Annotated in this window: 22 protein-coding genes; all 22 read right to left on the reverse strand. The window is 61.6% G+C overall.

The window, feature by feature from the left end; translation table 11 throughout:
• Positions 1-19: 19 nt before the first annotated feature.
• The 22 genes from EL191_RS17955 to trmJ all read right to left on the reverse strand — a co-directional run bounded on the left by EL191_RS17955 (position 20) and on the right by trmJ (position 19,136).
• Positions 20-475 carry a hypothetical protein gene (locus EL191_RS17955; RefSeq protein ID WP_017362588.1) on the reverse strand — a complete coding sequence of 152 codons (456 nt, stop codon included), beginning with the start codon at positions 473-475 and terminating at the stop codon, positions 20-22.
• A 16-nt stretch (positions 476-491) separates the two neighbouring features.
• On the reverse strand, positions 492-1,274 hold the full coding sequence (locus tag EL191_RS17960; RefSeq protein WP_017362587.1) for an amidohydrolase: 783 nt from the start codon (positions 1,272-1,274) through the stop codon (positions 492-494).
• Positions 1,275-1,346: 72 nt separating this feature from the next.
• On the reverse strand, positions 1,347-2,495 hold the full coding sequence (locus EL191_RS17965; protein WP_041979650.1) for a pyridoxal phosphate-dependent aminotransferase: 1,149 nt from the start codon (positions 2,493-2,495) through the stop codon (positions 1,347-1,349).
• Between the two features lie 141 nt (positions 2,496-2,636).
• The gene (gene der / locus EL191_RS17970; protein ID WP_013716848.1) at positions 2,637-4,115 is read right to left on the reverse strand and encodes a ribosome biogenesis GTPase Der; all 1,479 of its coding nucleotides are present in this window, start codon (positions 4,113-4,115) and stop codon (positions 2,637-2,639) included.
• Between the two features lie 98 nt (positions 4,116-4,213).
• Positions 4,214-5,365, reverse strand: coding sequence for an outer membrane protein assembly factor BamB (gene bamB / locus EL191_RS17975; protein ID WP_041979649.1), 1,152 nt, complete (start codon positions 5,363-5,365; stop codon positions 4,214-4,216).
• A complete protein-coding gene (locus tag EL191_RS17980) occupies positions 5,358-5,996 on the reverse strand; it encodes a tetratricopeptide repeat protein (protein WP_041979648.1) in 639 nt (212 codons plus the stop codon). The genes bamB and EL191_RS17980 overlap by 8 nt, the downstream gene beginning before the upstream one ends.
• A 32-nt stretch (positions 5,997-6,028) precedes the next feature.
• On the reverse strand, positions 6,029-7,315 hold the full coding sequence (gene hisS / locus EL191_RS17985) for a histidine--tRNA ligase (protein WP_041979647.1): 1,287 nt from the start codon (positions 7,313-7,315) through the stop codon (positions 6,029-6,031).
• A 20-nt stretch (positions 7,316-7,335) separates the two neighbouring features.
• Positions 7,336-8,448, reverse strand: coding sequence for a flavodoxin-dependent (E)-4-hydroxy-3-methylbut-2-enyl-diphosphate synthase (ispG, locus tag EL191_RS17990; RefSeq protein ID WP_017362583.1), 1,113 nt, complete (start codon positions 8,446-8,448; stop codon positions 7,336-7,338).
• 3 nt (positions 8,449-8,451) lie between these two features.
• A complete protein-coding gene (locus EL191_RS17995) occupies positions 8,452-9,450 on the reverse strand; it encodes a RodZ domain-containing protein (RefSeq protein ID WP_041979646.1) in 999 nt (332 codons plus the stop codon).
• Positions 9,447-10,208, reverse strand: coding sequence for a type IV pilus biogenesis/stability protein PilW (gene pilW / locus EL191_RS18000; protein ID WP_017362581.1), 762 nt, complete (start codon positions 10,206-10,208; stop codon positions 9,447-9,449). Before pilW ends, EL191_RS17995 begins: the two co-directional genes overlap by 4 nt.
• A gap of 13 nt (positions 10,209-10,221) precedes the next feature.
• The gene (rlmN, locus tag EL191_RS18005) at positions 10,222-11,370 is read right to left on the reverse strand and encodes a 23S rRNA (adenine(2503)-C(2))-methyltransferase RlmN (protein WP_041979645.1); all 1,149 of its coding nucleotides are present in this window, start codon (positions 11,368-11,370) and stop codon (positions 10,222-10,224) included.
• A gap of 26 nt (positions 11,371-11,396) precedes the next feature.
• Positions 11,397-11,828, reverse strand: a complete 432-nt coding sequence (gene ndk / locus EL191_RS18010) for a nucleoside-diphosphate kinase (RefSeq protein ID WP_017362579.1) — start codon at positions 11,826-11,828, stop codon at positions 11,397-11,399.
• Between the two features lie 101 nt (positions 11,829-11,929).
• Positions 11,930-12,130 (reverse strand): Fe-S cluster assembly protein IscX, encoded by a 201-nt coding sequence (iscX, locus tag EL191_RS18015; RefSeq protein WP_024309256.1) that lies wholly within the window; start codon positions 12,128-12,130, stop codon positions 11,930-11,932.
• A 16-nt stretch (positions 12,131-12,146) separates the two neighbouring features.
• On the reverse strand, positions 12,147-12,488 hold the full coding sequence (fdx, locus tag EL191_RS18020; protein WP_041979643.1) for an ISC system 2Fe-2S type ferredoxin: 342 nt from the start codon (positions 12,486-12,488) through the stop codon (positions 12,147-12,149).
• Positions 12,489-12,491: 3 nt separating this feature from the next.
• Positions 12,492-14,357, reverse strand: coding sequence for a Fe-S protein assembly chaperone HscA (gene hscA, locus EL191_RS18025; protein ID WP_041979905.1), 1,866 nt, complete (start codon positions 14,355-14,357; stop codon positions 12,492-12,494).
• A gap of 45 nt (positions 14,358-14,402) precedes the next feature.
• Positions 14,403-14,924, reverse strand: a complete 522-nt coding sequence (hscB, locus tag EL191_RS18030) for a co-chaperone HscB (protein WP_013716859.1) — start codon at positions 14,922-14,924, stop codon at positions 14,403-14,405.
• 8 nt (positions 14,925-14,932) lie between these two features.
• Positions 14,933-15,256: an iron-sulfur cluster assembly protein IscA gene (gene iscA, locus EL191_RS18035; RefSeq protein ID WP_003246232.1), complete on the reverse strand. Its 324-nt coding sequence runs from the start codon at positions 15,254-15,256 to the stop codon at positions 14,933-14,935.
• 13 nt (positions 15,257-15,269) lie between these two features.
• Positions 15,270-15,656, reverse strand: a complete 387-nt coding sequence (iscU, locus tag EL191_RS18040) for a Fe-S cluster assembly scaffold IscU (RefSeq protein WP_017362576.1) — start codon at positions 15,654-15,656, stop codon at positions 15,270-15,272.
• 43 nt (positions 15,657-15,699) lie between these two features.
• Positions 15,700-16,914 carry an IscS subfamily cysteine desulfurase gene (locus EL191_RS18045; protein ID WP_041979640.1) on the reverse strand — a complete coding sequence of 405 codons (1,215 nt, stop codon included), beginning with the start codon at positions 16,912-16,914 and terminating at the stop codon, positions 15,700-15,702.
• A 30-nt stretch (positions 16,915-16,944) separates the two neighbouring features.
• On the reverse strand, positions 16,945-17,442 hold the full coding sequence (gene iscR, locus EL191_RS18050) for a Fe-S cluster assembly transcriptional regulator IscR (RefSeq protein ID WP_013716861.1): 498 nt from the start codon (positions 17,440-17,442) through the stop codon (positions 16,945-16,947).
• A gap of 136 nt (positions 17,443-17,578) precedes the next feature.
• Entirely contained in the window at positions 17,579-18,364 is a 786-nt protein-coding gene (cysE, locus tag EL191_RS18055) for a serine O-acetyltransferase (RefSeq protein WP_041979639.1), read from the reverse strand.
• Positions 18,357-19,136, reverse strand: a complete 780-nt coding sequence (trmJ, locus tag EL191_RS18060) for a tRNA (cytosine(32)/uridine(32)-2'-O)-methyltransferase TrmJ (protein WP_041979638.1) — start codon at positions 19,134-19,136, stop codon at positions 18,357-18,359. The genes cysE and trmJ overlap by 8 nt, the downstream gene beginning before the upstream one ends.
• Between the last annotated feature and the right edge of the window lie 100 nt (positions 19,137-19,236).

The following is a 19,236-nucleotide window of genomic DNA, read 5'->3' on the forward strand; positions in this document are numbered from 1 at the left end:
CGTATTAAATCCGGGAAACTCAGATATCGAAAATCATCAGCACCGCGAACATCAGCGCGGCGAGGCCGATGGTGAACAACAGGCCGATACCCGCTGCCCGCCAGTTGGACAGGAACGCGCCGCCAGCCTCGACATGCTGCTTGAGATCGGCCTCCATCAGGTTCTTCGCCAGCATGATCATCACCATCAGTTGCGCGACGGCGAACGGTAGCGCGGGTACTTCCTCCGGCAGCACGAAGGCCAGCACCAGCGTGACCAGCAGAAGCACGACGGAAATGCCCCAGACCATCGCCACGCGATGCGCCTGCCCGAGCAGCTGCAGGTTATGCGCCAGCAGCCAGGCACCGGCCAGCGGGGTGCCGATGAAAGTCGCCAGGCCAACGCCGGCTACGCTATAGAGGGGCGGATGCTGAGCAGTGGTTTGCTGAAGGTCGGCCTGCGGCGTCTGGAAGGGGTTGCTCTGTTGTACGTCCATGTCGTGTTGCTCCTGATCAGTTCATGGTGAAGGCATCGGCATCCAGGTGTGCCGGAAAACGCTCACGGTAGGCAGCCAGGGCCTCACTCGACAGGGTGGTGCGAAAAACACCATCGCCGTCGCCTGCCGCCAGCAGCGTCTCCCCCTGAAAATCCAGCACCTGGGAATCGCCAGTATAACCATGGCCCTTGCCGTCCTCGCCGACACGGTTCACAGCCGCGACATAGCATAGGTTCTCGATGGCTCGCGCCGGCAGCAGGCGGTTCCAGTGTTGTCGACGAGCGCCCGGCCAATTGGCGGTATACAGCAGCAAATCGGTACCCTGCGGATCGCGGCTCCATACCGGGAAGCGCAGGTCGTAGCAGATCAGCGGACGCACACGCCAGCCCTTGAGTTGCAGCACGACCTGCTGGTCGCCGGCGCTGTAGTGCTTGTGCTCGCCGGCCATGCGAAACAGATGACGCTTGTCGTAATGCGCCCATGAACCGTCCGGGCGCGCCCACAGCAGGCGATTGCGATAGCTGCCGTCTGCTGCCCGGATGATCAGACTGCCGCAGACCACCGCGCCTATGGCCTGCGCCTGCTCGCGTAACCAGATACTGCTCGGGCCGTCCTCGGGTTCGGCCAGGTCGGCCGAGTCCATGGAAAAACCGGTGCTGAACATCTCCGGCAGGATCACCAGATCGGCGCCACGTGCCTGCTCCAGCAATTTCTGGAAATGCTCGCGATTGGCGGCCGGGGCATGCCAGGCCAAGGTGGTCTGAATCAGCGCCAGTTCCAGATCAGGTTTGTTGCTCATAAAGGCCTCGCTCACCGTAGGGCGGGTCAAACCCGCCAACACCTCAGAGGCGGGTTGCACCCGCCCTGTCTGTCACACCGCGCAAAGTTTCTCCGCAGCCTCGCGCAGGGTTTCCTCACGCTTGGCGAAGCAGAAGCGCACCAGACGCATATCCTCGGGCGCCGACTGGTAGAACACCGACACCGGAATCGCTGCCACGCCGTGCTCGCGCGTCAGCCACTCGGCCATGGCCACGTCATCCAGATCGGGACGAATCGCCGAGTAGTCGGCCAACTGGAAATAGGTACCCGGCGCACGGGTGAAGGTGAAGCGCGAGTCAGCCAGCAAGTCGCAGAACAGATCGCGCTTGGCCTGGTAGAAAGCCGGCAATTCTTCGACGTGCTCGGGGTGCGCAGCCATGAACTCGGCCAAGCCGAACTGCAGCGGCGTCACCCCGCAAAAATTGACGTACTGATGGATCTTGCGCAGCTCGGCGGTCAGTGCCGGCGGCGCCACCACGTAGCCGGTCTTCCAGCCGGTGACGTGATAGGTCTTGCCGAAGGAGCTGACCACGAAGGCGCGCTGATACAGTTCCTCGTGCGCCAGGACACTGGCATGGCGCTGGCCGTCGTAGATCAGGTGCTCGTAGACCTCATCGCTGATCACATGGATATCGCGCCCACGAATCAGCTCGGCCAGCTTGTCCAGGTCGGCGCGAGTGAGCAGCGCACCGCTGGGATTGTGCGGCGAGTTGAGGAAGATCAATCGGGTACGTGGCGTGATCGAATCGGCGAGGCGCTGCCAGTCCACAGCGAAGTCCGGCAATGCCAGCGGTACGTGCACGCAGCGGCCGCCGGCCAGCTCCACGGAGGGCTCGTAGCTGTCGTAACAGGGATCGAGAACGATGGCCTCATCTCCCGGACGGATCAGCGCCTGCACAGCGCAGAAGATCGCCTCGGTAGCGCCTGGGGTGATGGTGATCTCGCTGTCGGCATCACACTGTACACCGTAGCTGCGGGCGATCTTCGCGGCCACCTGCTGGCGCAGACTCGGCAGCCCGGTCATTGGCGAATATTGGTTGTGCCCACCCATTACGTGGCGCGCGACTGCCTCGCGCAACGCCTGCGGTCCGTCGAAATCGGGAAAGCCCTGAGAGAGGTTCAGCGCGCCTACATCGGCAGCGAGCTGCGACATCCGCGTGAAGATGGTGGTGCCGACGTTGGGCAGTTTGCTGACGAGCATCGCGACTTCCTGATAGAACAAGGCAAGCGGCGAGGATAGCCGAAGGGTGCCATTGACGGCACCCACAGCACTTATGAAAAAAAGTTGGAAGCTTATGCCATGCATGTCGAGTGGAGTCCGACATGCGTGGCGCGGCCAGGCTTACTTGCGCTTATCCTTGCGCTTCTTCTCAGCCTTCTTGTGGTGGCTCATCAGGCGGCGCTTCTTGTTCACCTGGCGATCGGTGAGCTTGTTCTTGTTGCCCTCGTAGGGGTTTTCGCCGCCCTTGTACTCGATGCGGATCGGCGTCCCCACCAGCTTCAGTACGCGGCGGAAGGTGTTCTCCAGGTAACGGGTGTAGGCGCGCGGCACGGCGTCGACCTGGTTACCGTGGATCACGATCAGCGGCGGGTTGGCCCCCCCCAGGTGAGCGTAGCGCAGCTTGATGCGGCGACCGTTGACCAGGGGCGGCGCGTGGTCGCTGACGGCGTCTTCGAGAATCTGCGTCAGACGGCTGGTCGGCCAACGGGTGATGGCCGACTTGAACGAGGCTTGCACCGACTTGTACAGGTGGCCGACGCCAGTACCGTGCAAGGCGGAGATGAAGTGAATATCGGCGAAGTCGACGAAGAACAGCCGGCGCTCCAGCTCGGTCTTCACGTAGTCTTTCTGCCCCTGATCCATGCCATCCCACTTGTTCAGGGCGATGACCAGCGCGCGGCCGCTTTCCAGCACGAAGCCGAGCAGGTTGAGGTCGTGGTCGACCACGCCTTCGCGGGCATCCATGACGAACACCACGACGTTGGAGTCCTGAATGGCCTGCAGCGTCTTGACCACGGAGAACTTCTCAACCGCTTCGAAGATCTTGCCGCGACGGCGCACACCGGCTGTATCGATCAGCGTGTACTTCTCGTCGTCACGCTCGAACGGGATGTAGATGCTGTCACGCGTGGTTCCTGCCTGGTCATAGACGATGACTCGCTCTTCACCAAGCATGCGGTTGACCAGGGTCGACTTGCCCACGTTCGGACGACCGATGATGGCCAGCTTGATGCCGTCCTTCTCGCTCGGGCCGGGAATGCGCTTGGCCTCCTGGCCTTCCAGCACTTCTTCCTCTTCTTCAGCGCCCTCTTCCGGTTCGCCGGCGTCCTTGGGGAAGGCGCCGAGCACCACTTCCAGCATCTGGGTGATGCCGCGGCCGTGGGCGCCGGCAATCGCCAGCGGCTCGCCCAGGCCCATGGGGCTGAATTCGGCACGAGCCAGGTCGACATCGAGATTGTCGACCTTGTTCACCACCAGGAAACTCTGCTTGTTACGGCGACGCAGGTGCTCGCCGATCATCTGGTCGGAGGCGGTCATGCCGGCGCGCGCGTCGACCAGGAACAACACGGCGTCCGCCTCTTCGATGGCCTGCAGCGACTGCTCGGCCATCTTCGCGTCGATGCCTTCCTCGTCACCGGAAATACCGCCGGTATCGATCACGATATAGGTGCGCCCCTGCCACTTCGCCTCGCCATACTGGCGGTCGCGGGTCAGACCGGACAGGTCGCCGACGATGGCGTCGCGACTGCGGGTCAGGCGGTTGAAGAGTGTGGATTTGCCGACGTTCGGCCGGCCCACCAGGGCTATTACGGGAACCATCAGGCTCTCCACTCGGTTAATTCAGAAAATGCAAAGGCCGCTGCATGGGCAGCGGCCAAGATGTTTCATGCTGTCGGGCATACCGGCAGCATAGGGTGTTACTTGATGGTCAGTGCCACCAACTTACCGCTGTTGCCATAGACATACAGCCAGTCACCCACCACCAGCGGCTGGGCGCGCAGGCCGTCGCTGTCGATACGGGTACGGCCGACAAAGCGACCATCGACCTGACTCAGCAAGTGCAGATAGCCCTCGAAGTCACCCACGGCGACATAGCTGGAGAACACTGCCGGACCAGAGAGCTGGCGACGCGCCATCGAATCATTGGTCCACAGGGCCGAAGCGCTGCGCTCGTCGATACCTTCGACGGTACCGCTGGCAAGACTGACATAAACGTTGCCAAAGCCCTGAGCGACGCCAACAGAACTGGAAGCCTCGCGCTGCCACAGCACTCGACCGGACTCCAGATCCATGGCCGCGACTCGGCCCTGGTAGCTCACCGCGTAGACGGTACCGCCGGACAGCAGCAGGCCGCCGTCGATATCCACCACACGCTCCAGCTCGGAGCGGCCTTGCGGAATGGCAACGCGCTGCTCCCAGACTGGCAGGCCACGCTGGGCGTCAACCGCGATCACTTTACCGCTGGACAGGCCGGCGACGACCAGGCGGTTGGTCACCAGCGGTGCACCTGTGCCACGCAGGGTCAGTACGGCCGGGGTGTTCTCGACGATCCAGCGCTGGCTACCGGTGCTGGCATCGAAGGCAATCAGACGGTCGTCCTGAGTTTGCACCACGACGATATCGCCATTGGTGGCCGGGGCAGCCAGTACTTCGCTGGTCACGCGCGAGCGCCACTGCTCTTCACCGTCACTGGAGTCCAGGGCGATCACTTCACCCTTGAGGGTACCCAACAGTACCTGGCCGTAGCCGACACCGATGGCGCCGGATACCGGAATTTCAAGCTTCTTGCGCCAGATGACCTTGCCGCTGGTGCGGTCCATGGCCATCACCAGACCTTCGACATCAGCGGCGTAGATCACATCACCGTCGATGGCCGGTACCAGCATGTTGAAGGTCTCACCCTGACCATCACCGACAGAGCGGCTCCACTCGGTGCGCAGCTCGACTTCTTCGTCGAACTTGACGAGCTCGGCGGGCGGCAGTTCCTTCTTGCTATTGCTGCTGCAACCCACGGCCAGAACGGCCAGAGCCAGCAGTGCGGCATTCTTCCAACGCATCACGTCACGCATCCCCTTTTGCCAGGTCGTCCAGCTTCATCTGCAGACCGCCAACGGCGGCATCTTCGGCCAGCGCATCCTTGGCCTTCTGATAGGCGGCGTGCGCGTCATCGCCGCGACCCAGCTGTACCAACAGGTCGCCCTTGAGTTCTTCACGGCTGGCAAGGTAGGCATCCTCGACCTTGGTGTCGAGCAGCTTCAGCGCATCATCAGCCTTGTCCTGGGCTGCCAGGACGCGCGCCAGACGCTGGCGTGCCAGTTCGCCGAGCGTGGCGTCGGCCGGCTTGTCGAGTACGCGCTGCAAGGCTGCAGCGGCATCGTCGAGACGATTTGCCTCGACAGCGACCTTGGCGACGAACAGGCTGCCGTATTGGGCATAGTGGCTACCACCAAACTCACTGTCGAGCTTGCCGGCCAGTTCGGCGACTTTAGCGGCGTCGGGCTTACCGGCTGGGTCCAGCGCCGTTTCCAGCAACTGCTGATAAAGCACCGAGGCGCCTTGCGCCTGGTTGTCCTGGTACTTCTGCCAGCCCTGCCAGCCGAATACAGCTACCAGCGCCAGCACGCCACCGGCGAGCAAAGGCTTGCCGTTGCGATCCCACCAGTCCTTCAGTTGCGCGATCTGTTCGTCTTCGGTCTGCATGTGTAACCCCGTACTCCTAATCGAGAGCCTGCTCAGGCCTGCTGGCAGGCAGCCAGATGCTCAGCCAGAGCATCCCAGGCAACGCTTTGTTGTTCACTGTCGTCGCGCAGCGGCTTGCAACCTACCACGCGTGCGGCCAATTCGTCGTCCCCCAGAATCAGCGCATAGCGTGCACCGCTCTTGTCGGCCTTCTTGAACTGGCTCTTGAAACTGCCGCCACCGGTGTTGAGCAACAGACGCAGCCCCGGCACTTCATCACGCAGACGCTCGGCCAGTGTCAGCGCAGCCAGCTCGGCAGCCTCGCCAAAGGCGCAGATGTACACATCGGCAGCGCGGTTGAGATCGGCCGGCAACAGCTCCAGAGTCTCCAGCAGCAGCACCAGGCGCTCGACGCCCATTGCGAAACCGACACCCGGTGTGGCCTTGCCACCCAGCATGGAAACCAGGCCGTCGTAACGACCACCGGCACACACCGTACCCTGGGCACCGAGCTTGTCGGTGACCCACTCGAATACGGTGCGGTTGTAGTAATCCAGACCACGCACCAGCTTGTGGTTGATCTGGTAGCGGATACCAGCAGCATCCAGGCGCGCCTTGACGCCCTCGAAGTGCAGACGCGATTCCTCGTCGAGGTAGTCGCCCAGAGTCGGCGCACCGACCAGCACGGCTTGCGTCGCCTCGTTCTTGCTGTCGAGGATGCGCAGCGGGTTGGTGGTCAGGCGACGCTGGCTGTCTTCGTCGAGCTGATCGAAACGCTCCTGCAGGTAGGCCACCAGGGCATCGCGATAAGCGGCACGCGCCTCGCTGGAACCCAGGCTGTTGAGCTGCAGGGTCACGGCATCAGACAGACCGAGCTGTTTCCACAGCCGCCAGGTGAGCACGATCAGCTCGGCATCGACGTCCGGACCCGGCAGGTTGAAGGCTTCCACGCCAACCTGATGGAACTGGCGATAGCGCCCCTTCTGCGGTTTCTCGTAGCGGAACATGGGGCCGGCGTACCACAGTTTCTGCACCTGGCCGCCGCCAGCCAGACCATGTTCGAGCACAGCGCGAACGCAGCCGGCGGTGCCCTCGGGGCGCAGGGTCAGGGATTCTTCGTTGCGGTCGAGGAAGGTGTACATCTCCTTGTCGACCACATCTGTACCTTCGCCGATACCGCGAGCGAACAGCTCGGTGTACTCGACGATGGGCAAGCGGATTTCCTTGTAGCCGTAGCCATCGAGCAGGCTGACCAGGGTACTTTCCAGGTAGCGCCAGGCAGGCGTCTGCTCCGGCAGGATATCGTTCATGCCACGAATGGCTTGCAGGGACTTGCTCAATTGTATTCCTTACGCACGGATCAGCCGCGCACGATCACGGCGGCATCGGCGGCGACCTTTTCGGCAGCCTTGTCGCGGATGAGCTTTTCCAGCTCGTCCACCAGATTTTCATTGGTCAGCTTCGAGGCCGGCTTGCCATCGATATAGACCAGGTTGTTCGGGCTACCACCGGTAAGGCCGATATGCGCCTCCTTGGCTTCGCCGGGGCCGTTGACCACGCAGCCGATCACGGCCACGTCCAGCGGCACCAACAGGTCCTCGACACGCGTTTCCAGCTCGTTCATGGTCTTGACCACATCGAAATTCTGCCGCGAGCAGCTCGGACAGGCGATGAAGTTGATACCACGCGAACGCAGGCGCAGGGACTTGAGGATATCGAAACCTACCTTGATCTCCTCCACCGGATCGGCGGCCAGCGAGATGCGGATGGTATCGCCAATGCCCTCGGCCAGCAGCATGCCCAGGCCGACAGCGGATTTCACCGTACCGGAACGCAGACCGCCAGCCTCGGTGATACCCAGGTGCAACGGCTGCTCGATCTGCTTGGCCAACAAACGGTACGCCTCGACCGCCATGAACACGTCCGAGGCCTTCACACTGACCTTGAAGTCGGGGAAGTTCAGGCGATCGAGATGCTCGACATGGCGCAGCGCGGACTCGACCAGCGCTTCGGGGGTCGGCTCGCCATATTTCTTCTGCAGATCCTTCTCCAGCGAACCGGCATTGACGCCGATGCGGATCGGGATGCCCTTGTCGCGCGCTGCCTCGACCACAGCCTTGACGCGATCTTCGCGGCCAATGTTGCCCGGGTTGATCCGCAGGCAATCGACGCCCAGCTCGGCCACGCGCAGGGCGATCTGGTAGTCGAAGTGAATGTCGGCTACCAGCGGTACACGTACCTGCTGCTTGATCAGGCCAAAAGCCTCGGCAGCCTCCATGTCCGGCACGGAAACGCGCACGATATCGGCGCCGGCATCCTCCAGGCGACGAATCTGCGCCACAGTGGCGGCCACATCGTTGGTGTCGGTGTTGGTCATGCTCTGTACGGCAATCGGCGCATCGCCGCCCACCGGTACCGAGCCAACCCAGATCTTGCGCGACTGTCGGCGCTTGATCGGCGATTCGCAATGCATGCTTTACAACCCCAGTGTCAGGCGCGCGGTTTCGCCAGAGATATGCGGTGTGACGTCAACGTTTTCGCCGTTGTAAGTCACCTGTGCGCCGCGGGCGAAGCCCAGATGTAGCTTTATCGGCGCCTTGCCGGTCAGTTCGATACGCTCACCGCTGCGCTTTAGCGCGCTGAGCAGGACCTTGCCATCGGCATCGGTCACCTGCGTCCAGCAATCGGCAGTGAACTGCAGGTTGAGTGCACCCTGCCCTGCTGGAACCGCTACAGGGGCCGCAGGCTCGGCAGCAGGTGCTGGCGCAGTAGCCGTTACCGCCGGCTGGCTTGGAGTTGGGGAAGCCGGAACCTCTGGAGCAGAGTCAACAACAGCACCTGTGGAGGCATCGGGCTCGGTAGCTGATTGTTCGGCGGCAGCCGTTTCTTCCGGGGTTTCGCCTGGTTCGACCGGCAGCAGCAACGGGCTGCTCTGCTCACTACCCTGGGCCGCTACCACCGCCTGGTCTTCCGGCTCGGCGAGCGAGTGCACCTGAGTGGTGCCATCGGCGCCTTCGACTTCCACATGCTCGAGCCCCAAATCCGCCAGGCTGGCCACCGGTCGCCCCTGATCCTGCCACCAGACAAAACCACCGCCGATCAACGCCAGCAACAACAGGAAACTGACCAGACGCAGGATACTCTGCGAGTAACGAACGGGCTCCTCGATACGGCCCAGCGCATGCACGCTGCTGCCGGTGGCATCGGTACCGGTGAACTGATCGAACTCCATTACCAGACGATTCTGGTCCATTTCGAGCAGCTTGGCGTAGGCTCGGATGTAGCCACGGGCAAAGGTGGTACCCGGCAGCTTGTCGAAAGCACCGGCCTCAAGCTGGGCGAGACGCTGTTGAGTCAGATTGAGCTGGGCCGCAACCTCGGCGACGCTCCAGCCTTTGAGTTCACGAGCCTGACGCAGGCTTTCACCTGGGTTGTTCGGCGTCGGCTGAGTGACTTCGGTATGTGCAGCGTTCATTGTTGCCCCGAAACATATTGCTGATATTCCTGAGAAGCCGGATACAGGCGTCGCAATTGCAATCCCAGGCTGGCGGCCCGGTCACGATCCTCGAACACCTCAGCCAGACGCGCCCCGAGCAACAGGCTACGGGCACTCTGTGGCGCCATTTCGCTGTAGCTGTCGTAGTAACGACGCGCTGGTACGTACTCTTTGTCCTCGTAGGACAACATGGCCATTTCCAACAATGCGCGAGGCTGGCGGCTACTCAGGCGCAAGGCGCGCTGGAAGTACTCTTTGGCCTGCTCGCGCTGACCGAGTTGCAAGGCCGTCATGCCGAGGTTTTCAAAGACCCGGGAACGCTCGGGGTAGAGATTGTCCTCGGCGGCCTTCAGGTAGGTATCCATTGCGTCCTGATAGCGTTTCTGTTCGAACAGGAAACCGCCATAGTTATTCAGCAGACGGGCGTCCTTCGGGCGCTGGGACAGTGCCTTGCGAAAATGTTCGTCCGCAAGTTTCGGTTCCATTTCCAGCTGGAAAGCCATGGCCAGCGCGGCGTGCGCGTCGGCATTGGAAGAGTCCAGCTCGAGGGCGTTCTTCAGCGGTACCTTGGCGAGCTGGGTATCGCCCTGCTGGATATAGGCAATGCCCAGTTGCACATAGGCATCACGTGCCTGCTCACGTCCTTTCGCCGTACTCATGGGGTCGACATCGCCGGTGGTCACACACCCACCGAGCAGACTGACAGCGAGCAATAACAGCGCAGGGCGCAAGGTCATAGGCATCCTCTCTTCAATTTCGATCAGCGGCGGCGCGAGGCTCTTGAGCCTCGTTGCCTAACTGGCGCACGGCGATATAACGCTCGCTACGCCGAGTACGGTCCATGACCTGGCCAACCAGTTGGCCGCAGGCCGCGTCGATATCGTCACCACGGGTGGTGCGCACCGTGACGTTGTGCCCGGCCTTGTGCAGCAGGTCCTGGAAGCGGCGAATGGCGTTATTGCTCGGCCGCTCGTACCCCGAGAAGGGGAAGGGATTAAACGGAATCAGGTTGATCTTGCAAGGCACATCGGCCAGAAGTGCGATCATCTGCTCAGCGTGCTCGAGCTGATCGTTCACGCCCTTGAGCAGGGTGTACTCGATGGTCAGCACGCGCTTCTCACCGAGCTTGGAGATGTAACGCTTGCAAGCAGCCAGCAACATATCCAGCGGATACTTCTTGTTGATCGGCACCAACTGGTTGCGCAGCTCGTCGTTGGGCGCATGCAGCGACAGGGCCAGGGACACGTCGATCACTTCGGCCAGCCTGTCGATCATCGGCACCACGCCGGAGGTGGACAGCGTCACCTTGCGCTTGGAGATGCCATAGCCGAGGTCATCCATCATGATTTGCATGGCAGAGACGACGTTGTCGAAGTTCAGTAGCGGCTCGCCCATGCCCATCATCACCACGTTGGTGATGGCACGATCGACCTTCGCCGGTACGCTGCCGAAGGACTTGTTGGCGATCCACACCTGGCCGATGATCTCGGCGCTGGTCAGGTCGCTGTTGAAGCCTTGCTTGCCGGTGGAACAGAAACTGCAATCCAGAGCGCAACCGGCCTGCGACGATACGCAGAGGGTGCCGCGGCCGTTCTGCGGGATGTACACGGTTTCCACGCAGCTACCCGACGCCACACGCACCACCCACTTGCGCGTACCATCGGCGGAAATATTTTCGCTGACCACTTCCGGGCCGCGAATCTCGGCAGAGGCCTCGAGCTTCTCGCGCAAGGCCTTGCCGACATTGGTCATGGCGGCGAAATCATCGACGCCAAAATGGTGAATCCACTTCATCACCTGACCGGCACGGAAGCGCTTCTCGCCGATGGACTCGAAGAACTGTTCCATTTCCGGCTGGGTCAGGCCCAGCAGGTTGATCTTGCCGGTGGTATTGGTCATGGCTTCACCCTCGCATCATTCGCCAATCAGCGAATGCGCGCGCACTGCTCGGTAGCGGAGAAGAAGTAAGCGATCTCGCGAGCGGCAGAAGCTTCGGAATCCGAACCGTGAACGGCGTTTTCGTCGATGGAAACGGCGAAATCGGCACGAATGGTACCCGGAGCAGCTTCTTTCGGGTTGGTAGCGCCCATCAGCTCACGATTCTTGGCAACGGCGTTCTCGCCTTCCAGAACCTGAACGATGACCGGGCCGGAGGTCATGAAGGCGACCAGATCCTTGAAGAAGCCGCGCTCGCTGTGCTCGGCGTAGAAACCGGCAGCTTCGCGCTCGGACAGTTGCACCATCTTCGAAGCGACAACGCGCAGGCCGGCCTTTTCGAAACGGGTGGTGATCTCACCGATGACGTTCTTGGCAACGGCGTCAGGCTTGATGATGGAGAAAGTACGTTGAACAGCCATGTGAAGCTCCAGAAACTTTAGGGTTAAAGCGAAAAATTAAACCCGCGAATTATACGCGGGTTCCAGTTAAAAGCGTAGGCCAGGGGCCGTAAGCGCCTGTTTCAGTCGAGCTCTTCGATCCAGGCGGCCTGTATCGCCTCCAGCACCTTCTCACCCCCGCGCTGCGGGTCATCGGAAAACTGCGGCAGAGCCACGACCCAGCGATGGAGATCGACGAAATTCACGTAGCGCGGATCGACATCCGGCTTCTGCTCGCTCAACTCGATGGCGATGTCCAGTACATCGGCCCACTTCAGACTCATGATCATGCTTCCTGGATCAGTGCGGCGCTTCAGCCGCGTGATTAAGCGAATACTTGGGAATCTCGATGGTGAGGTCTTCTTCACCGACGATGGCCTGACAGGCCAGGCGCGACTGAGCCTCGAGCCCCCAGGCCTTGTCCAGATAGTCCTCTTCCAGCTCGTCCGCCTCGTTCAGCGAATCGAAGCCCTCGCGCACGATACAGTGACAGGTGGTGCATGCGCATACGCCACCGCAGGCGCTTTCCATCTCGATGTGATGCTCGTGCGCCAATTCGAGGATGGAAATGCCGGGCTCAGCCTCGACCACCAGACCATCCGGGCAGAATCGCTCGTGAGGCAAAAAAATTACCTGCGGCATCAATTATTCCTCGATCTCGTTCAGATTGCGCCCCGCCAGCGCGGCTTTAACCGTCGAATCCAGGCGCCTGGCAGCGAAGGCATCAGTGACCTGCGAAAGGCGCTTGGTCTGTCGCTCGATGGCAACCCCATCGTTAGCCGCAAGCAGATCGCGAAGCTCCTGCACTTGCAATTCAATGACTTCACGCTCCTCGGCGTCCAGCAGGCGATCACCATCGGCCTCCAGCGCCCCCTCGACAGCCTCGATCAGACGCTGCGCATCGACCTGCTGCTCACGCAACACGCGCGCCGCCTTATCGTCTCCGGCGTTCTGGAAGGAGTCCTGCAGCATGCGTGCGATCTCACCATCGGTGAGCCCGTAGGACGGCTTGACCTGAATGCTCGCCTCGATGCCGGAACTCAGCTCGCGCGCCGCGACACTGAGCAGACCATCGGCATCGACCTGGAAGGTCACACGAATCTTCGCCGCCCCAGCCACCATCGGCGGAATGCCGCGCAGCTCGAAACGTGCCAGGGAACGGCAATCGGCAATCAGCTCGCGCTCGCCCTGCAGCACGTGAATCATCATGGCCGTCTGGCCATCCTTGTAGGTGGTGAACTCCTGTGCGCGCGCCACCGGAATGGTGGTATTGCGCGGGATCACCTTCTCCATCAGCCCGCCCATGGTTTCCAGGCCGAGCGATAGCGGAATCACATCCAGCAGCAACAGCTCTTCGCCATCGGCGCGCTGGTTGCCGGCCAGCGCATCGGCCTGGATCGCTGCACCAATGGCCACAACCTGATCAGGATCGATATTGGTCAGCGGCGCGCGGCCGAACAGCTCGCCTACTGCCTCACGCACTCGCGGTACGCGGGTCGAACCGCCCACCATGACGACCGCACTGACCTCTTCCAGCTCGACACCCGAATCGCGTACGGCGCGACGGCAAGCCTTGAGACTGCGCGCAACCATCGGCTCGATCAGCGCTTCGAACTGCTCACGCGACAACACACCCTGCCAGTCACCATGACTCAGCTCGACGCTATCGGCATTCGTCAGGCCCTCCTTCGCTGCGCAGGCTGCCTGCAACAGGCTGCGCTGCGCAGCCGGGTCGAGATCGCTGGAAATACCGGCCTGCTGGATGATCCAGTCGGCCACGACATGATCGAAGTCATCACCACCCAGCGCGCTATCGCCACCAGTAGCCAACACCTCGAACACACCGCCAGTCAGGCGCAGGATGGAAATATCGAAGGTGCCGCCACCCAGGTCATAGATCGCAACCACGCCTTCGGCCTTCTGATCCAGACCATAGGCGACAGCCGCAGCAGTGGGTTCGTTGAGCAGACGCAGAACGGTAAGGCCGGCAAGACGCGCGGCATCCTTGGTGGCCTGACGCTGAGCGTCATCGAAGTAGGCAGGCACGGTAATCACCGCGCCTACCAGCTCGCCACCCAGAGCCTGCTCTGCACGCAAACGCAGCGACTTGAGAATTTCTGCCGAGACCTCGACCGGGCTCTTTGCCCCCTGCACGGTCTCGATGAAGGGCATATGCGATTCGCCCGCGGCGAAGCGATAAGGCAGCTGCTCGCCGAGCTGATGGACATCGGCGATGCCGCGCCCCATCAGACGCTTGACCGACAATACGGTATTGAGCGGATCACTGGCAGCGGCTCGCTTGGCCGACTCGCCGACCTCAATGCTTCCTGCATGGTAGCGCACGGCGGAAGGCAGGATAACCTGGCCACCAGCATCAGTCAGCGGCTCGGCCAGGCCACTGCGCACAGCAGCAACCAGCGAATTGGTGGTGCCCAGGTCGATACCCACTGCCAGCCGACGCTGGTGAGGTTGCGGACTCTGTCCTGGCTCGGCGATCTGCAATAAGGCCATGGTCTTCTTGAAATCATCAGGCAGGCTGCCGAAGCAACCCACAGGTTAATCGTCGAGGCGCTCTTCTAGCTGGCGCACTTCATGAGAGAGCTTGTCGAGGAACTGCATACGGCGCATCAGGCGCTCAGCCTCTTCACGGCGCGCCTCGTCATCCCAGCACCCGGCAAAACCCTCATTGAGCTGCTCCTGCGCTGCTTTCAAGCGACGCTTGAAGGCGGCGACGCCAGCCAGATCCGCATCGTCCTGCAGCTCTTCCAGCTCCTCGCGCAACTGCATCTGCTGCAGGAGAAAATCCGGATCCTGCACCGTCACTTCCAACGGCAGCTCAGGTCCACGCATGGCCAACAGATAGCGCGCACGCTGCGACGGGGTTTTCAGGACCTGATAAGCCTCGTTGAGGCAAGCCGAGCGCTCCAGCGCCAGGCGCTGCTCACGCTCGCCGGCGTCGGCGAAGCGATCAGGATGAACCTGGCGCGCCAGCTCGCGATAACGCGCAGCCAGTTGATCCAGATCCAGGCGGAAGCTCGGCTGCAGGTCGAACAGGGCAAAATGGCAGGGATTACCCATTCAGGGCCTCAAACATTGAAGCTTTCGCCGCAACCGCATTCGCCGCGCACGTTAGGGTTGTTGAACTTGAAGCCCTCGTTGAGGCCTTCCTTGACGAAGTCCAGCTCAGTGCCATCGAGATAGACCAGGCTCTTGGGATCGATGATCACCTTGACGCCATGACTCTCGAACACCTGATCCTCCGCCGCCAGTTCATCGACGAACTCGAGCACGTAGGCCAGGCCGGAACAACCGGTAGTACGCACACCGAGGCGAATGCCCTCGCCCTTGCCGCGCCCCTCGAGAGAGCGCTGCACGTGGCGGGCAGCTGCTTCAGACATGGTGATGGCCATTGCAAACCTCGTATCAGAGCAAGCCTTTCTTCTGCTTGTAATCGCGCACAGCCGCCTTGATGGCGTCCTCGGCAAGTACGGAGCAGTGAATTTTCACTGGCGGCAGTGCCAGTTCTTCGGCGAGCTGGGTGTTCTTGATGCTTTCGGCCTCATCGAGGGTCTTGCCCTTCATCCACTCGGTAGCGAGGGAGCTGGAGGCGATGGCCGAACCGCAGCCGTAGGTCTTGAACTTGGCGTCTTCGATCACGCCGCTTTCGCTGACCTTGATCTGCAAACGCATCACGTCGCCGCAGGCCGGCGCACCGACCATGCCGGTACCGACATCGGGATCTTCGGCGTTCAGCTTGCCGACGTTACGCGGGTTTTCGTAGTGGTCGATGACCTTGTCACTGTAAGCCATGCTGTACTTCCTCTCTCATCAGGTGCCGCTCTTCAGGCAGCTATCAGTGTGCTGCCCATTCCACGGAGGAAAGGTCGACACCTTCTTTGAACATATCCCACAGGGGCGACAACTCGCGCAGCTTGTCCACGGCTTCGCGGACCTTGGCAGCGGCGTAGTCGACCTCTTCTTCGGTGGTGAAGCGGCCGAAGGTGAAACGAATCGAGCTGTGCGCCAGTTCATCGTTGCGGCCAAGGGCGCGCAGCACGTAGGACGGCTCCAGCGAAGCCGAGGTGCAAGCCGAACCGGACGATACGGCAAGGTCCTTGAGCGCCATGATCAGCGACTCACCCTCGACGTAGTTGAAACTCAGGTTGAGGTTGTGCGGTACACGAGCAGACAGACTGCCGTTGACGTACAGCTCTTCCATGTTCTCCAACTGACGATAGAAACGATCACGCAGGGCGGTAATACGCTGGTTCTCTGCTGCCATTTCTTCCTTGGCGATACGGAAGGCCTCGCCCATGCCGACGCACTGGTGAGTGGCCAGGGTGCCCGAACGCATGCCGCGCTCGTGGCCACCGCCGTGGGTCTGCGCTTCCAGGCGCACACGCGGTTTGCGACGCACGTAAAGAGCGCCAACACCCTTGGGGCCATAAGTCTTGTGCGCGGAGAAGGACATCAGATCGACCTTCATCTTCTCCAGATCAATCTCCACCTTGCCGGTGGACTGCGCCGCATCGACATGCAGCAGCACACCGCGAGAGCGGGTCAGCTCGCCGATGGCAGCGATGTCGTTGATGGTGCCGATTTCGTTGTTGACGTGCATGACCGAAACCAGGGTGGTGTCGTCACGCAGCGCCGCTTCGACCATGGCCGGTGTGATCAGGCCATCTTCGCCCGGCTCCAGATAGGTCACTTCGAAACCTTCACGCTCGAGCTGACGAGTGGTGTCCAGCACCGCCTTGTGCTCGATCTTGGAGGTGATGATGTGCTTGCCCTTGCTGGCATAGAAGTGCGCCACGCCCTTGATCGCCAGGTTGTCGGACTCGGTGGCACCACTGGTCCAGACAATCTCGCGCGGATCGGCATTGACCAGCTCGGCGACCTGGCGGCGAGCATTCTCCACGGCCTCTTCGGCTTTCCAGCCGAACACGTGGGAGCGCGACGCCGGGTTGCCGAAGTTACCGTCGACCAGCAGGCATTCGCTCATCTTCTGCGCGACACGCGGATCGACCGGCGTAGTGGCGGAGTAATCGAGGTAAATGGGCAATCTCATTGGGTTTCTCCTATCAGGCAAACGCCCTGCTCACTCGATGGCAGACGCTTCAATCTTATCCAAATGCGGCGTAGTGCTTCTGCCGGAGCAGCGACGCTGATCCTGGCGCAACGCGACCTCTTGAACCTCGCGGCGCACGACCAGATCAGCCAGACTGATGCCACTGAGGAACTCATGAATTTGCTGACTGAGATCGCACCACAGGTGATGGGTCAGGCAGGTATCGCCAGAGTGGCAGTCACCCTGCCCCTGGCAGCGCGTGGCATCAACGGACTCATTGACCGCGTCGATCACCTGAGCCACCTGAATGCCGCGCATGTCCCGCGACAGCTGGTAGCCGCCGCCCGGCCCACGCACACTGGAAACCAGGTTTCCACGACGCAGCTTGGCGAACAGTTGCTCGAGATAGGACAGGGAAATGCCCTGCCGCTCGGAAATATCGGCCAGGGAAACGGGGCCATGCTGCGCATGCAGCGCCAGATCGAGCATGGCGGTAACGGCGTAACGGCCTTTGGTGGTCAGTCGCATGGCTCTACCACGAATCACTGAATTGCGGCGAAGTATGCGATTCCCGAGTATTTAAGTCAACTATAAGACCTATTGATTTACTCGGGATTGACCGCAAAAAGAGGCGGCATGATAGCAAACACCGCCTCTGCATGCATCAGGCCGCGGGCTTGTCGCCCTGCTGCTGATCCTTGCACACGTCAGCGAAGTCCTCATCGCGCAGGGTCGGCAGATCCTTCGCGCAATAGTCGCTGCCCAACGCCGTCAGCGCCTTGCACATGCCCTCCAGGCGCCCATCGACCGCATGCAGGTGATCGAGCAGCTGGCCGATGGCCCGTGCGACCGGGTCCGGCATGTCCTGGCCCACGCCATAGGCATCGAAGCCAATCTTCTCGGCCATGGCCTGGCGTTTGGCTTCCTGCTCGTCATCGGACTTGACGATGATCTTGCCGGGAATACCGACCGCGGTCGCGCCCGCCGGCACCGCCTTGGTCACCACGGCATTGGAGCCAATCTTGGCGCCGGCACCAACAGTGAACGGTCCCAGCACCTTGGCCCCGGCACCGACCACGACCCCATCCTCAAGCGTCGGATGTCGCTTGCCCTTGTTCCAGCTAGTGCCACCAAGGGTCACACCCTGATAGAGCGTCACGTCGTTACCGATCTCGGCAGTCTCACCAATGACGATACCCATGCCGTGATCAATGAAGAAACGCCGCCCGATCTTCGCCCCCGGATGAATCTCGATACCCGTCATCCAGCGCCCGAAATTGGACACCACTCGCGCCGGCCACTTCCAGCCCGAACGCCACAGCGCATGGGCCACACGATGCAGCCAGGTGGCATGCAGCCCCGGGTAGCAGGTCACCACCTCGAAGGCATTACGCGCCGCCGGATCACGGTGAAAAACGCTCTGGATATCTTCTCGCATGCGTTCAAACATCAGACTTCCCCTGCTTGTGAGGCTCTCCGCGCACGGCCTTCTCTGTCTCTGTAAGGATGCCGCGCAGGATATTCATTTCCAGCTTGCTCACCGCACTGCGCCCATAAAGACGGCGCAGGCGAGTCATCAGGTGCCGCGGCTTCTGCGGATCGAGAAAACCGATCATCACCAGCACGCGACGCAAATGGCCGTAGAAAGACTCAAGCTCATCCGCCGTCGCCGCCTGGGAGTTGAGCATCGCCGTGGTTTCCAGCTTCTCCACCTTGCTCGGCAGATTTTGCGCTGTCAGCCAGGCCATGCGCACTTCATAGGCCAGCACCTGCACCGCCGCCGCCAGATTCAGCGAGCTGAACTCAGGGTTGGACGGGATATGCACGTGGTATTGACATCGCTGCAGTTCCTCGTTGGTCAGGCCGGCGTATTCACGACCGAAGACCAACGCCACTTCGCCGCCCGCAGCAGCCTGCTCGCAACTGGCCACACCGCACTCGCGAGGGTCGAGCAGGGGCCAGGGAATGCGCCGATCGCGCGCACTGGTGCCAACCACCAGGATGCAGCCGACCAACGCTTCTTCCAGCGTGTCGACCACCTGCGCGGCATCCAGCACATCGGTGGCGCCAGAGGCACGCGCGACGGCCTCGCCACTGGGGAAATCCTCGGGCGCCACCAGCACCAGACGCGACAGCCCCATGTTTTTCATTGCCCGCGCGGCACCGCCGATATTGCCCGGATGACTGGTACCCACCAGAACGACGCGAATATTGTCCAGCAACGCCGACACTCTCAGAAACGATTAGGGGGCAACGATCTTACCCAAGCCCTGGCGTGATTGCCATGCGAGGTACAGACGGCGCTTCATCAACAACGGTTTT

Origin of the sequence: Pseudomonas mendocina, assembly GCF_900636545.1 — a bacterium.
GTDB lineage: Bacteria > Pseudomonadota > Gammaproteobacteria > Pseudomonadales > Pseudomonadaceae > Aquipseudomonas > Aquipseudomonas mendocina.